This is a genomic window from Pantoea sp. B_9 (assembly GCF_008632015.1).
GTDB lineage: Bacteria > Pseudomonadota > Gammaproteobacteria > Enterobacterales > Enterobacteriaceae > Pantoea > Pantoea dispersa.
In genome coordinates this window covers 289,955-304,491 of record NZ_VWVL01000005.1, presented here as the reverse complement: position 1 = coordinate 304,491, position 14,537 = coordinate 289,955, and the positions used below count along the sequence as shown (strand labels likewise).

At 62.4% G+C, this 14,537-nt stretch carries 10 protein-coding genes; all 10 read left to right on the top strand.

The window, feature by feature from the left end; translation table 11 throughout:
* Positions 1-309: 309 nt before the first annotated feature.
* From tagH to F3I21_RS16780, 10 genes are read left to right on the top strand one after another with little or no spacing between them, the layout of a single operon-like run.
* The gene (gene tagH, locus F3I21_RS16825) at positions 310-2,130 is read left to right on the top strand and encodes a type VI secretion system-associated FHA domain protein TagH (protein ID WP_150059368.1); all 1,821 of its coding nucleotides are present in this window, start codon (positions 310-312) and stop codon (positions 2,128-2,130) included.
* Positions 2,127-2,918, top strand: coding sequence for a PP2C family serine/threonine-protein phosphatase (locus F3I21_RS16820; RefSeq protein WP_021506792.1), 792 nt, complete (start codon positions 2,127-2,129; stop codon positions 2,916-2,918). The genes tagH and F3I21_RS16820 overlap by 4 nt, the downstream gene beginning before the upstream one ends.
* Positions 2,919-2,928: 10 nt before the next feature.
* Positions 2,929-3,906 carry a hypothetical protein gene (locus tag F3I21_RS16815; RefSeq protein ID WP_150059367.1) on the top strand — a complete coding sequence of 326 codons (978 nt, stop codon included), beginning with the start codon at positions 2,929-2,931 and terminating at the stop codon, positions 3,904-3,906.
* Positions 3,907-3,922: 16 nt separating this feature from the next.
* Complete coding sequence (locus tag F3I21_RS16810) at positions 3,923-4,747, top strand: type VI secretion system accessory protein TagJ (protein WP_150059366.1); 825 nt, start codon at positions 3,923-3,925, stop codon at positions 4,745-4,747.
* On the top strand, positions 4,737-5,312 hold the full coding sequence (gene tssE, locus F3I21_RS16805; RefSeq protein ID WP_021506795.1) for a type VI secretion system baseplate subunit TssE: 576 nt from the start codon (positions 4,737-4,739) through the stop codon (positions 5,310-5,312). Before F3I21_RS16810 ends, tssE begins: the two co-directional genes overlap by 11 nt.
* Positions 5,313-5,314: 2 nt before the next feature.
* A complete protein-coding gene (gene tssF / locus F3I21_RS16800; RefSeq protein ID WP_150059365.1) occupies positions 5,315-7,189 on the top strand; it encodes a type VI secretion system baseplate subunit TssF in 1,875 nt (624 codons plus the stop codon).
* Entirely contained in the window at positions 7,186-8,232 is a 1,047-nt protein-coding gene (tssG, locus tag F3I21_RS16795; RefSeq protein ID WP_150059364.1) for a type VI secretion system baseplate subunit TssG, read from the top strand. The genes tssF and tssG overlap by 4 nt, the downstream gene beginning before the upstream one ends.
* 54 nt (positions 8,233-8,286) lie before the next feature.
* Positions 8,287-10,896 carry a type VI secretion system ATPase TssH gene (tssH, locus tag F3I21_RS16790; protein ID WP_058780949.1) on the top strand — a complete coding sequence of 870 codons (2,610 nt, stop codon included), beginning with the start codon at positions 8,287-8,289 and terminating at the stop codon, positions 10,894-10,896.
* A gap of 29 nt (positions 10,897-10,925) precedes the next feature.
* The gene (locus tag F3I21_RS16785; RefSeq protein WP_150059363.1) at positions 10,926-12,383 is read left to right on the top strand and encodes a serine/threonine-protein kinase; all 1,458 of its coding nucleotides are present in this window, start codon (positions 10,926-10,928) and stop codon (positions 12,381-12,383) included.
* A 16-nt stretch (positions 12,384-12,399) separates the two neighbouring features.
* A complete protein-coding gene (locus tag F3I21_RS16780) occupies positions 12,400-14,535 on the top strand; it encodes a type VI secretion system Vgr family protein (protein WP_058775980.1) in 2,136 nt (711 codons plus the stop codon).
* Positions 14,536-14,537 lie beyond the last annotated feature (2 nt).

Sequence of the window (14,537 nt, the reverse complement as noted above, 5' to 3'; positions counted from 1 at the left end):
ATATTGAATAAATCAGTTGTCGCTACATCCCGGCTAATCGTCTTGATCCGGTGTACTGACACTGCGCCACGCACATATTGTAGCGGCGCGATTCATCGCGCAATAAATGGTGCTGCTACAAAATTGCAATCATTTCTAAGCCAACGAAAATTCTAAATGGCAAATATGACACAACGCATCGCGTTTTAAAGCACAGCATCATTCACCTGATATCGCTCGCAGCATCGTATCACCCGCTTCCTATATTCCGCGTCTTTCCCGGAGAGCCGCGCAATATAGATGCCGAACCGCTAACCGCAGGAACCCGTTATGCGCTTTACGATAATAACGACTAAACCCGGCCACCAGCCGCCGCAAACCCGCTGTGACTTTATGCCGCCCGGCGGCACCATTGGCCGCGGAGTAGACAACAATCTGGTGCTGCCGGATGACGATCGCACCATTTCTCGCCTGCAGGCGATTGTGCATATCACCGCCGCTGGCGAATGCCGCCTCACCAACCGGGGCAACGTGACGCGCGTGCTGCTCAATGACATCCCGCTGGAGCGCGGGCGTCAGGTGGAATTACAGGATGGCGACGTGCTGGGCATCGATGATTACCAGCTGCTGGTCAACGATCTCAACGGCGCGCAGCAGCCGCAGGCCGCCACGCTGGCACCGCAGCCGGTGGTGCAGGCGCCGGTAATGGCTGATGCACCACCGGCGGAAAAGGATGCCAGCACCGCCACGATCCCCAGCGAGATCTGGGACAGTCTCGCCAAAGAGTTCTCGATCTCCGATGATCTGTCGAAGCGCAAAGCAGCGGCCGAGGTGCTGCCGGAGGCCAATCCGCTCACCGCGCCGGCCAGCCTCGATCGCAACCCGGAGGATCCGCTGGCTCAGCTGGTGAACGATGCGCCGCTGGATATTGGCCAGCAGCCGAAAAACACCAGCCTGTTCGATGAAGGCGATGCGCTATTCGCGCAGGAAAGTATCTTCGACGATCGCACCCCCAGCACGCTGTCGGCGCAGCAGAATGCCGCCGCGCAGCCGCAGGTCGAGAGTGCCACCGAGCTCGATCCGCTCAGCCTGTTTGGCAGCCAGAGCAGCAGCGACGTGCGCAACCACGACGATCCGCTCGGCCTGATGATGGGCAATGCGGTTCCGCTGGCGCAGCCGGAGATCGCGCCTGCACAGACGGTTCAACCGCAGCCCGTCGCCCAGCCGGAAACGCCCAGTGAACCCTCGCCGGAGACGGCACCGGTCGAGCTGGCGGATCTCAGCAGTTCGCCACTGTTTGATGACACCGAAACCCAGGCCACGCCGCCGCTGATCGAACCGCAGGCGGAGCAGCCGGAGACGGTCGCGCCGCAGATGGATTACGGCGGCATTACGCTGCCCACGCCGCAGGCGGTGCAACGTGTACCGTCGCCGACGCCGAAAGGGCGGCTGCGTATCGATCCGGTGGCTTCCAGCCATCAGAACGCAGCACCCGCCAGCCAGGCGACTGCCAGCCACAGCAGCGGCGACGCGCTGAAAGGCGAACTGCTGGATGCACTGCTGGAAGGCATGGGGCTGCGCGATCTGCAGCCCACGCCGCAGTTCGACCGCGAGCAGATGCTGCAGTTTGGCCAGATGCTGAGCATGTTCTCGCAGGGCACCGTTGCGCTGCTGTCGTCACGCTCGATTCTTAAGCGTGGCGTCAAAGCGGATATGACGGTGATCCTCGATGACGCCAACAACCCGTTCAAACTGCTGCCGTCCGGCAAAACCGTGCTGATGCAGATGTTTGGCAGCCGCATGCCGGGCTTCATGCCGCCGCGTCAGGCGGTGCGTGATGCGCTGATCGATCTGCAGGCGCATCAGCTCGGCATGATCGCCGGGATCCGCGCCATCATCGCTTCGATGCTGCAATCCTTTAATCCGGATCAGCTGGAAGAGGAAGCCCGCCAGGCGGGATCGCTGTCGCGCCTCGGCCTGCCGGGCAGCCGCAAAGCTGCGCTGTGGGAGCATTTTGTTGAGCGCTACGGCGAGACGGCGGGCGAGATTGAGGACGATTTCCATACCCTGTTCGGCGAAGCTTTCCTGCATGCCTACGACCTGGAAGTTAATCAGTACAAAGATTCACAAACCCACACGGATGACGCATGAATATCACCATTGCTTCCACGTCGAATCAGGGCGACCGCGCCAGCAATCAGGATCAAACCGGTGAGGTAATCGGCGAACGCTCAGCCTGCTTCGTGGTGTGCGACGGCGTAGCAGGATTTCCCGGCGGCGACGTGGCCGCCCGCATCGCGCGCAGCAGCCTGATGGAGGCGTTCGACGGTAATGCGCACCTGGATGCGCAGTCGATTCGCAACTACGTCAACCACGCGAATCACGCGATTCGCCAGCAGCAGAAAGCCAGCAGCGAGCACAGCCGCATGGGCACCACGCTGGTCAGCCTGTTTGTCGACCGCGACTACGAGCTGGCCTACTGGGCGCACGCGGGCGACAGCCGGCTGTATCTGTTTCGCCGCGGCTACCTCTATCACGTGACTACCGACCACAGCCTGGTGCAGCAGATGAAAGATGCCGGCCACCAGACCGAAGGTATCAACAGTAACCTGCTCTATTTTGCCCTCGGCATGGGCGATGAGCAGCGCGACGCCAGCTACAGCGATGTGGTGGAAATAGAAGACGGCGACGCCTTTTTGCTGTGCACCGATGGCTTCTGGCACGGCGTGACGCTGGAGCAGATGCAGCAGTCGCTGCACATGGTCAATACGCCGGAAGAGTGGCTGACGCTGATGCAGCAAATCATCCGCAACGGTCAGCCGGATAACGGTCAGCAGGATAACTTCAGCGCGCTGGCCGTCTGGATTGGCTCACCGCAGGACACCACCTTACTGCACTCGCTGTCCGAAGCGGCGCAGTTTTTCCCTCTTCGAGATTGAGAACGCCAACATGAAACATGGATTACTGGGTCTGGCTGCGCTGCTGCTCAGCACGCACGCATTTGCTGAGAACTATCGCATCGTGCAGTCCCCGGCACAGAAACTGGATGTCTGGATTGATGACGTGAAAGATAACCAGCTGGCGAGCTGGTGTAAGCGCAATGTTGATCTGCGCATCGTCACCCACGGCGCGAAAAACGTCGCGGCGCTGGAGGATTTTCTGCCGCGCGTCGCCGGGCTGATGGCATCGCAGTGTAAAGCGCTGCAGCAGCTCAACTGGGCGCTCAACGATGATAATGGCAACCCGATCGCCAGCGGTAGCGCTGCCAAAGCGCAGCAGTGGCAAACGGTGGTAACGCCGCCGCCCGCGCCCGTGCAGCAGCCAGAGACCGCTGCGGTTGCCCCTGCCGCGCCGGTGCTCAACTCGCCGCAGGCCGATACCACGCCGTGGCTGCAGTTCAGCCTGCTCGACGGCTGTCACTTCCGCACCTGGTGGCAGCATCCGGCGCAGACCAGCGCGCTGTTCGTGCCGTCCAAACAGGGTCTGAGCTGCGGTCAGGATGGCTGGCTGAGCGGCCGCAGCAGCCTGACGCAGATGGGCAACGGTGCGGCGAAAAGCGTAGTGGTGACGTTCCTGCAGGGCTTCCCGATTGCCGGCCTGAATAACAAACAGCAGAGCGCTGAGCTGAGCATCACTACCGTCAACAGCGAACGCATGGTGCTGAGCAACGAGAAGTCGCCAGACAGCTGGCTGGTGCTGCCGTTCAGCAGCCAGTTCAATGGCTGGCAGGCACCGGATCAGGTGGTGGTGCAGATGCCCGCCAGCGATGCCGCCGATGAGAGCGCACTGCGCGCACGGCTGCAGGAAGTACGCAAAGTGTGGTCGCCGTGGCTGAGCGCCAGTGCACCGCTGAAAGTCCAGCTGGTAGAGCAGCTGCATCCGGAGCTGAAAGATCCCGCCGCCGCGGTTTACCGCACCATCAACTAACGCAAAAGGAGCTTGCATGGAGTCGTTACAATCGCGCCTGGCCAGTGCCTCACTGGCCGATAACCTCGCCGATATCACCCGCCAGATTCAGGCCAGCCCGGCCAATGCCGACCTGCGCGCGGCGTTTGTGCAGCTGCTGTGCCTGGCGGGCAACTGGGCGCGCGCGCAAACCCAGCTGCAATCGTGGCTGGCGCTGACGCCCCAGGCGCAGCCGACCGTCACCTTACTGCAGCAGGCCATTGCCGGTGAGCAGCAGCGTGAAGCGGTACTGCGCGGCGAGGCGCAGCCGCAACTGCCGGGCAGCGCGTGGGCGTGGTGTGAAACCCTGCTGGCTGCGCTGACCGCCGACATCCGCGGTGACTTCGCGCAGGGTGCGGAGCAACGTGCCGCCGCGCTGGCGCAGGCCGAAGCCAATCCGGGCCAGCTGCAGCAGCAGGAACAGACGGCAGACTTCGCGTGGCTGATGGACGGCGACAGCCGCTTCGGGCCGGTGTGCGAAGCCATCGCCAACGGCCGCTACTACTGGATTCCGTTCGCCGCGATCCGCGAGATGGAATTTCAGGCACCCGCCAGCGTGACCGATTTGGTCTGGCGCCATACGCGCGTGCAGCTGGTGGATGGCAGCGAGCAGATTTGCCAGATCCCGGTGCGCTATCCGCTGCTGCCGGGGGCGGATGAGCGTTATCTGCGCGCCAGCGTCACGGAATGGCAGCCGCTGGGCCACGATGACAGCCAGTTTACCGGCCATGGCCAGAAGCTGTGGCTGAGCGACAGCGGCGAGTATCCGCTGCTGACGCTGCAGCAGCTGACGTTCCAGGCAGGCGGCAGCGATGAGCCGTGATAACAGCTCGCATAACGACGGCTATGCCCAGCTGCATGGCGGTTTCCGCGCGCGTAAAAATCGCGATGCGCTAACCGCGCGCGACAAGCTGCAATCCTCGTTACTCGATCGTCTGACTGACAACGCGCCGGACAAGCAGAGCGAAGCCAGCAATACCACGCTGATTTCCCACAGCACGCTGCGCCGCCACGTGCTGCGCGATCTGCAGTGGCTGTTTAACACCATCAACAACGAAGCCCAGCAGGATCTCAGCGCCTTTGGTGAAGTGCAGCGCTCGGTGTGGAATTTTGGCGTGGCACCGCTGGCCGGACAGAACATCTCCGACATCGAATGGCAGGATATGCAGCGCAAAATGACCGATGCCATTCTGCACTTTGAGCCGCGCATTCTGCCGCAGGGGCTGCAGGTACGCTGCGTCAGCGATCTGAAGTCGCTCAGCCTGCACAACGTGTTATCGATTGAAATAAAAGGCCGCCTGTGGTGCGTGCCTTATCCGCTGGAGTTTCTGTTCCGCACCCAGGTTGATCTGGAAAGCGGTCATTTTGAACTACTGGATGCAGGTTAATCATGGACAGCAAACTGCTCGACTACTACAACCGCGAACTGGCCTATCTGCGTGAGCTGGGCGCGGAGTTCGCTGCGCGCTATCCGAAAGTCGCCGGGCGGCTGGGAATGCGCGGCATCGAAGTCGCCGATCCTTACGTTGAGCGGCTGATGGAGGGCTTTGCTTTCCTCACGTCGCGCGTGCAGCTCAAAATGGACGCCGAGTTCCCGCGCTTTTCGCAGCGGCTGCTGGAGATGATTGCGCCGTCTTATCTGTCACCTACGCCGTCGATGGCGATTGCACAGCTCACGCCGGACAGCCGCAAAGGCGACATCAGCAATGGCTTCCACGTGCCGCGCGGCACCATGATGGAGAGCCAGCACCTGAAAAAAAGCGGCGTCACCTGCAGTTACACCACGGCGCACGATGTCACGCTGCATCCGCTGCGCATCAGCGACGTTTCACTCGGCGGCGTGCCGGGCGATCTGCCGCTGGGCGAACTGAAGCTCAGCGGTCGCGGTGCCGCCAGCGCGCTGCGCGTGCGTATCGCCTGCGAAGGCATCTCGTCGCTCAGCCAGCTGAATGTCGCCGATTTAATGCTGTATCTCAGCGGTCCGGACATTCAGGCGCAGAAACTGCTGGAGCTGCTGATGCAGCACCGCGTCGGCATCGTGCTGCAATCGGTCGAACAGAAACCGCTGCGCCAGGTGCTGCCGGATGACGCGTTACAGCAGGAAGGCTTTGCGCCAGAGCAGGCGCTGCTGCCGGACGATCTGCGTAACTTCGACGGCTACCGGCTGCTGCAGGAGTATTTTGCCTTTCCGGCGCGCTTCCAGTTCATCAGCCTGAGCCAGTTGGCACCGTTTCTGCGCCGCTGCGATAACGCGCAGGAATTCGACATTATCATCCTGCTGGATAAGGCTGACAGCGCGCTGGAAAGCGTGGTGGACAGCAGCCATCTGGCGCTGCACTGCACGCCGGTGATCAACCTGTTTCCCAAAACGGCCGAGCGCCTGAAGGTCAGCGACAGCCAGCACGAATATCATCTGGTGGTGGATAACATCCGGCCGCTGGACTACGAAGTGCACTCGGTGCAGCGGCTGTTCGCCACCGTTGAGGGCAAGCGCGAAGAGCAGTTATTCCGCCCGTTCTGGAGCACCTTCAGCGGCGACGACGGCGATTACGGTGCCTATTTCTCGCTGCGCCGCGAGCAGCGCACGCTGTCTGAGCAGGCGCAGCGTTACGGCACGCGCACCGGCTATATCGGCTCGGAAGTGTTTTTGTCGCTGGTGGATGAGCATCACACGCCGTGGCGCGACGACATGCGCTACCTGTCGGCAGACGTGCTCTGCACCAGCCGCGACCTGCCGCTGATGCTGTTGCAGCAGGAGCAGGGCAATTTCGTCATGCCGGATTCGATCCCGGTCGGTCAGCTGAAGTTGTGTAAAGGCCCGACGCCGCCGCGTCCGGCGCTGGCCGAAGGGCTCTCCGCGTGGCGTCTGATCAGCCACCTGCAGATGAACTACCTGAGCCTGATGGACAGTAGCGACGGCCAGGGCGCCGCCGCGCTGCGCCAGCTGCTGAGCCTGTACGCTAATCTCGCCGAAGCGGCGGTGGCGCGCCAGATTGACGGTATTCGCCACTGCCAGCTTAGCGCGGTCAATCGCCGGGTGCCGGAACCGGGCCCGGTGGTGTTTGCGCGCGGCGTCAGCATCACGCTGGAGGTCGACGAACAGGCGTTCTCCGGTGCCAGCCCGTGGCTGATCGGCAGCGTGCTGGAACGCGTGTGCAGCCGGCTGGTCGCACTGAATAGCTTTACCGAATTCACTCTCAACAGCCAGCAGCGCGGCGAGGTGGGCTACTGGCCGCCGCGCATGGGCAGGAAGGCGCTGCTATGAGCGAGGCGCAGATCATTCCGCTGCAGCGCGCCCAGCGGCTGCCGGACGATTTCTGGCAGGCAGTGATGGCGGCACCGTGGCGCTACGATCTGTTTCAGCTGCTGCGCCGGCTGGATGCACAGGGCGGCCAGCGCTATCCGCTGGGACGTGCGCCGCTGCCGAAGTTCGAAGCGCTGCGCATTGGTCAGAAACCGTCGCTGGCGTTTGCCCCGGCAACGCTGGCCAGCGTGCAGCCGCGCGCAGAGGACGCGCGCCATGACGTGGCGATTTACAGCTTTGGCCTGTTTGGCCCCAACGGTCCGCTGCCGACCCATCTGACGGAATATGTGCACGAGCGCATCGTGCACCATCAGGATCACAGCCTGGCGGCATTTGCCGACATCTTTCACCATCGCGCCACGCTGCTGTTTTATCGCGCCTGGGCCGATGCGCAGCCGGCCGTCTCGCTGGATCGCGCCGATAACCGCCGCTTTGTCGATTACCTTGCCTGTCTGGCCGGCATCGGTTTACCGGCGCAGCAGCAGGCCAGTTCGCTCAGCCTGCATGCGCGGCTGATGCTGGTCGGCCATCTTAGCCGCCACGGTCACGACGCTGAAGGGCTGGTACGCATTCTTCGTCACTACTTTGGCGTACCGGTGCAGCTGGCACAGAACGTGCCGCAGTGGCTGACGCTGGACGCGCGCGATCAGGCGCGGCTGGGAGCCGGACGCCAGATGCCGCGGCTGGGCGAATCGGCGTTCCTTGGCGTGGCGGTGCGCGATGTGCAGCACCGTTTTCGCCTGCGGCTCGGTCCGCTGAGCGCGCAGCAGTATGCCCACTTTCTGCCGGATGCGCCGGGCGCACGCGAAGTGCGCGACTGGGTGCGTCACTATCTCGGCATCGAGATGCAGTGGGACCTCAGCCTGATCCTGGCGGCGGAAGAGGTGCAAAGCGTCACGCTGGGAGGCAATGCCCGGCTGGGCTACACCAGCTGGCTGGGACACGCGCCACAGCCGCAGGATCGCGAAGATTTCATGTTTGAGGTTGAGGCAGCCGCAAGCTAGCCCAATCGCTTTTCCCTGTTACACAGCCTGCTTCTTTCATTAAAGAGACCCGATATGTCAGAAATCAGCCGTGCCGTGTTATTCGGCAAACTGGATACGCTGTTATTTACCTCGCTGGAAAGCGCCACCGCCTTTTGTAAACTGCGCGGTAATCCTTATGTTGAACTGGTGCACTGGCTGCACCAGCTGATGCAGCAGCAGGATGGCGACTTACAGCGGGTGATCAGCCATTTTTCACTGGATGAAAACGCGCTGACGCGGGATATCGTCGCGGCGCTCGACCGCCTGCCGCGCGGTGCGAGCGCGGTTTCCGATCTCGCCGAACACATCGACAGCGCCGTCGAGCGCGCCTGGGTCTACGCCTCGCTGAAGTACGGTGCGACGCGCATTCGCGGCGGCCATCTGCTGATTGGCATGCTCAAAACCTTCAACCTCGCCAGCGTGCTGAAAGGCATCTCCGGCCAGTTTGGCCGTATCAATGCTGATGCGCTGCTGGAGCAGTTCGACACGCTGCTCGCCAGCAGTAAAGAGGCACAGCAGGCGCTGGTGGCACAGCCGGGCACCGAGAGTGCCGCACCGGCAGCCAGCACCAGCACGCTGGCGCAGTACGCGCAGGATCTCACCGCGCGCGCACGCGAAGGACGCATCGATCCGGTCACCGGCCGTGATGAAGAGATCCGCCAGATGGTGGATATTCTGATGCGTCGCCGGCAGAACAACCCGCTGCTGACCGGCGAAGCGGGTGTTGGCAAAACCGCGGTGGTTGAAGGCCTGGCGCTGCGTATTGCCGCTGGCGACGTACCGGCTCCGCTGCGCGATGTGCAGCTGTGGCTGCTGGATATCGGCATGCTGCAGGCCGGTGCCGGCATGAAAGGCGAATTTGAAGCGCGCCTGCAGGCGCTGATTAATGAAGTGCAGTCCAGCCCGACGCCGATTGTGCTGTTCGTTGACGAGATCCACACGCTGGTCGGTGCCGGCGGCCAGCAGGGCACCGGCGATGCCGCCAACCTGCTGAAACCGGCACTGGCGCGCGGCCAGCTGCGCACCATCGGTGCCACCACCTGGGCCGAATACAAAAAGTACATTGAGAAAGATCCGGCGCTGACGCGTCGTTTCCAGACCGTGCAGGTGCAGGAGCCGGATGAAGCCAAAGCGATTCTGATGCTGCGTAGCACCGTCAGCGCGCTGGAGAAGCACCATCAGGTACTGCTGCTGGATGAGGCAGTCAGCGCGGCGGTGAAGCTGTCGCATCGTTACATTCCGGCGCGCCAGCTGCCGGACAAAGCGGTGGCGCTGCTGGATACCGCCTGCGCACGCGTAGCGGTGAGCCAGGGCGCACAGCCTGCGGCACTGGAAGATTGCCTGCACCGTCTGGCCGCGCTGGAGATTGAAGCGGAGATCATTGCGCGCGAAAGCAAAGTCGGGCTGGGCGATGCGGCGCGTTCGCAGGCGGTTGCCGCGCAGCGCGCGACGCTGGAAACCGAGCGCGATGCGCTGCAGCAGCGCTGGCAGCAGGAGCGTGAACTGGTCGATCAGCTGATTGCGCTGCGGGCGCGCTGCGTGACGGAGGGCGAAGCCGCGCTGCGCGATGAGCTGGACGCAACGCAACAGCAGCTGCAGCAGGTGCAGGGCGAAGCGCCGCTGCTGTTTGCCGCCGTGGATGCCAGCGTGGTGGCCGCCGTGGTCGCAGACTGGACCGGGATTCCGCTGGGGCGCATGGTGAAAAACGAAATCGACGCGGTGCTCAATCTCGCCGATACGCTCAACCAGCGCGTGATTGGCCAGCGGCACGGTCTCGATCTGATCGCCAAACGCGTGCGCACCTCACGCGCGCGCCTCGACAATCCGAACAAACCGGTCGGCGTCTTTATGCTGTGCGGTCCTTCCGGCGTCGGCAAAACCGAAACCGCGCTGGCGCTGGCCGAGTCGCTGTACGGCGGCGAGCAGAACATCATCACCATCAACATGAGTGAGTTTCAGGAAGCCCACACCGTTTCCACCCTGAAAGGCGCACCGCCGGGCTACGTGGGCTATGGCGAAGGCGGCGTGCTGACCGAAGCGGTGCGGCGTCGTCCCTACAGTGTGGTGCTACTGGATGAGATTGAGAAGGCGCATCCGGATGTGCACGAACTGTTCTTCCAGGTGTTCGATAAAGGCTGGATGGAGGATGGCGAAGGGCGCCATATCGACTTCCGTAACACCATCATTATTCTGACCTCCAACGTCGGTACGCAGCTGATCAGCGCGATGTGTGCCGATCCGGAGCTGATGCCGGATCCGGAAGCGCTGAGCACCGCGCTGCGCAAACCGCTGCTGGAGGTGTTCCCGCCAGCGCTGCTGGGTCGCCTGCTGGTGGTGCCGTATTACCCCCTGAGCGACGCGATGCTGGCGGAAATCGTCCGGCTGCAGCTGGGCCGGATTGTTCAGCGTCTCGCCGACAACCACGGCATCAGCGCGCAGATTGACGATTCGGTCATCAGCCAGATCGTGCAGCGCTGCACGGAAGTGGAGTCCGGTGGCCGCATGGTCGACGCCATCCTTACCAATACCCTGTTGCCGCAGATGAGCCAGATGCTGCTCAGCGCCCACGCCCGCGATGAACGCTATCGTCGCGTGCAGGTACGCTGTGAGCAGGGCGAGTTTGTTTGCCAGTTCGATGTCTAAAGCCGTTAGTGATCAGAGAGTTTTCGAAAATGTCGGAACACGATAATCCCCTCAACGTACCCAACGCTCTGCCGGTGGGTTACCGTTTCAATGAGTTTGAAATTAAAGAAGTGATCGGTGGTGGCGGCTTTGGCATTGTTTATCGTGCCTGGGATCATCAGCTGGAGCGTGATATCGCTATCAAAGAGTTTATGCCGGCTTCGCTGGCGGTGCGCAGCGATGATCTGAATCTGGTGCTGCGCAGCGAACGCTTCAGCAAAACCTTTCATGCCGGGCTGAACAGCTTTATTCAGGAGGCGCGCCTGCTGGCCCGCTTCAACCATCCAAATCTGTTGCACGTGCTGCGTTTCTGGGTGCAGAACGACACCGCTTATATGGGCACGGTGTTTTACAGCGGCACCACCTTATCGAACCTGCGCGAGCGCAATCCGCAGCTGGTGGATGAAGCCTGGATTCGTCGCCTGCTGCCACCGCTGCTGGGTGCGATCAAAACCATCCACGACGCCGGATACCTGCACCGCGATATCTCGCTGGATAACATCCAGATTCAGAGCAGCGGCGAGCCGGTGCTGCTGGATTTTGGCTCCGCGCGTAAAACCATTGGTAACCTGTCGGATGAGAGCGAAACCATGCTGCGTCCGGGCTATGCGCCCATCGAGCAATACAGCGATAACGATGAAAGCGAACAGGGCGCGTGGACGGATATTTACGCGCTGGGCGCGGTGCTGCACACGCTTATCACCGGGGCGCCACCGCCGGTGAGCGTGGTGCGCAGCATCGAAGATAACTACCAGCCGCTGGCCGCGCGCCGCCTGCCGGGCTACACCCAGGCCTTGCTGACGGCGGTAGACAGCGCGCTGGCGCTCAAACCAGAAGATCGGCCGCAGGATATTGATGCTTTTGCCGGGCTGATGGCGCTGCCAGAGCGCGAACCGGAACCGCTGCTGAGCGCCAAAATCAGCGGCCCGGGCACCATGCTGGTGCCGGTGGAAGAGGCGAACGAAGCCGAAACGCTTTCGCCGGTGAAATCGCTGCTGCGCCATCGCTTTGCGCTGCCGGGGCTGGTGGCCGCGGGCGTGCTGGTGGGATTGTGCGTGGGGCTGCTGATGTCCGGGGGCGATGAGCCTGCGGCGCCGGCAGAGACGGTGCAAAACAGCGCGCCAGCTGCTGATCCTGCAGTTTCACCTTCAGCGTCGTCAGCGCCAGCCGCAACGGCAGCGGTAACGCCGGAAAAACCGCGCGAAGCGGAGCCGCAGCCTGCACCGCCGCCGGAGCCGGTCGCGCAGGTTTACATCAAGCTGCAGCAGGGCGAACGCGTCCAGGTGAATGGCAAACCGCAGGCGCTGGTGCCTGCCGCCAACGGTTTTGCCGCGCTGCAGCTGGCGCCAGGCAATTATACCTTTGCCATCAGCGGCCAGGGCGGCACGCGCGAGCAAACGCTGACCATCAGCGAAGAAGGCGTCTGGTTGCTCGATCCACACAGTTAATCATCAGGGATTTATTATGTTCTCACGCATCACCGCGCAGCTGCCGATGGACGGCCTGCTGTTCTGGAAACTCACCGGCGCCGAGGCGCTGTCGCAGTCGTTTGAGCTGAACGCCGAGCTGCTGGCCACGGACGCGCGCATCGACCGGCACGCGCTGCTGGGGCAGCCGGTCACGTTCACGCTGCCGACGCAGAGCCTGCTGTCGCCGCGCTACCTCAACGGCAAAATCACGCGGGTGGCGGTGCGCAGCGAGGAGCTGAGCGGGACGCGCTACGCGGTGTACCAGCTGCGGGTGGAGCCGGACCTGTGGCCGATGCGCCGGGACCGCAACCTGCGGATATTCCAGGGTCAGACGGTGCCGCAGATAGTGCAGACGCTGCTGCAGGAGAACGGGGTGAACGTGGAGACGCGGCTGGGCAGCAGCTACCGGGTGTGGGAGTACTGCGTGCAGTACCAGGAGAGCAGCTTCGACTTCATCAGCCGGCTGATGGAGCTGGAGGGAATTTACTACTGGTTCCGCCACGAGGCGGAGCGCCACGTGATGGTGCTGTGCGACGGGGCGGACCAGCACGAGGCGTTCGCGGGCTACGAGACGATACCGTACCACGTGACGGCGTCGGGGGGGAGCGTGACGGAGGAGGGCATCAGCCAGTGGTCGCTGTGCGAGAGCGTGACGCCGGGGATGTACAGCACGGACGACTACGACTTCCGCAAGCCGAACGCGTGGATGCTGCAGGCGCGGCAGAACCCGGTGTCGCCGGTGCCGGGGGCGGTGGACGTGTACGACTGGCCGGGCCATTTTGTCGACCACAGCCACGGGGAGTTTTACACGCGCATCCGCCAGGAGGTGTGGCAGGTGGCGCACCACAGCGTGAGCGGAACGGGAACGGCGACGGGCATCGCGCCGGGGTACCGGTTCGGCATCGTGAACGCGCCGCACTTCAGCGACAACGGTGAGTACCTGGTGACGTCGGCGCGGTACGACTTCGAGGAGAACGAATACGCGAGCGGCGGCGGCGGTGCGCGGCACAACATCGCGTTCACGGTGCTGCCGTCGTCGGTGACGTACCGCGCGGAGCCGGCGACGGCGTGGCCGAAGACGCACGGTCCGCAGACGGCGAAGGTGGTGGGCCCGGCGGGTGAGTCAATCTGGACGGACCGCTACGGCCGGGTGAAGGTGAAGTTCCACTGGGACCGACTGGCGAAGGGCGACGACACGAGCTCGTGCTGGGTGCGGGTGTCGAGCGCGTGGGCGGGCCAGGGGTTCGGCGGCGTGCAGATCCCGCGGGTGAACGACGAGGTGGTGGTGGACTTCATCAACGGCGACCCGGACCGGCCGCTGATCATCGGTCGCGTGTACAACGAGGCGAGCATGCCGCCGTGGGCGCTGCCGGCGGCGGCGACGCAGATGGGGTTTTTAAGCCGTTCGAAGGACGGCACGGCGGACACGGCAAACGCGCTGCGCTTCGAGGACAAGGCGGGCGAGGAGCAGGTGTGGCTGCATGCTGAGAAAAATATGGACACCGAGGTGGAAAATGATGAAACCCACTCGGTTGGTAGTAATCGCACCAAAACCATCGGCGGCAACGAAACCACTGAGGTCAAAAAGAACCGCACTGAAACCGTCGATCAGAACGAAACCATTACCATTCACCAAAATCGTACGGAAACAGTGGACGGCAATGAAACCATCACCGTGCACAGTAACCGCACTGAAACGGTTGATCAGAATGAAAATGTGCGTATTGGTCAGAATCAGTCAGTGACCATCAATGGCAACCAAACGCTGAAAGTCGATCAGACGAAAACTGAAACGGTCGCATTAGCCTCGATGTTAAATGTCGGGCTGGCGCAGAATACCAACATTGGTGCTGCTTATGTACTCAATGTGGGGGCCGGCTGGATGACTAACGTGGGTGCGATGCAAATGCACAACGTTGGCATGAAATATTCACTTAATACCGGGCGGGACATTGGACTTTCAGCAGGAACATCGGCGGAGTTTAGTGCGGAAGACAAGATTACCCTGGTTTGTGGCGAATCGATGATCGTGCTCGAACAGAACGGCACCATTACCATCAGTGCAAACAAAATTAAGCTGGTTGGTGAGAAGGTGATAGACATTGACGGAACGCAGATAGATATCAACTAACT

What these genes read in the sequence shown, in the direction of transcription:
- tssE (WP_021506795.1), top strand. Translation starts at nt 4,737, where the DNA reads ATGAGCCGTGATAACAGCTCGCATAACGACGGCTATGCCCAGCTGCAT.
- tssH (WP_058780949.1), top strand. Translation starts at nt 8,287, where the DNA reads ATGTCAGAAATCAGCCGTGCCGTGTTATTCGGCAAACTGGATACGCTG.
- F3I21_RS16820 (WP_021506792.1), top strand. Translation starts at nt 2,127, where the DNA reads ATGAATATCACCATTGCTTCCACGTCGAATCAGGGCGACCGCGCCAGC.
- F3I21_RS16785 (WP_150059363.1), top strand. Translation starts at nt 10,926, where the DNA reads ATGTCGGAACACGATAATCCCCTCAACGTACCCAACGCTCTGCCGGTG.
- tagH (WP_150059368.1), top strand. Translation starts at nt 310, where the DNA reads ATGCGCTTTACGATAATAACGACTAAACCCGGCCACCAGCCGCCGCAA.
- tssF (WP_150059365.1), top strand. Translation starts at nt 5,315, where the DNA reads ATGGACAGCAAACTGCTCGACTACTACAACCGCGAACTGGCCTATCTG.
- F3I21_RS16780 (WP_058775980.1), top strand. Translation starts at nt 12,400, where the DNA reads ATGTTCTCACGCATCACCGCGCAGCTGCCGATGGACGGCCTGCTGTTC.
- tssG (WP_150059364.1), top strand. Translation starts at nt 7,186, where the DNA reads ATGAGCGAGGCGCAGATCATTCCGCTGCAGCGCGCCCAGCGGCTGCCG.
- F3I21_RS16810 (WP_150059366.1), top strand. Translation starts at nt 3,923, where the DNA reads ATGGAGTCGTTACAATCGCGCCTGGCCAGTGCCTCACTGGCCGATAAC.
- F3I21_RS16815 (WP_150059367.1), top strand. Translation starts at nt 2,929, where the DNA reads ATGAAACATGGATTACTGGGTCTGGCTGCGCTGCTGCTCAGCACGCAC.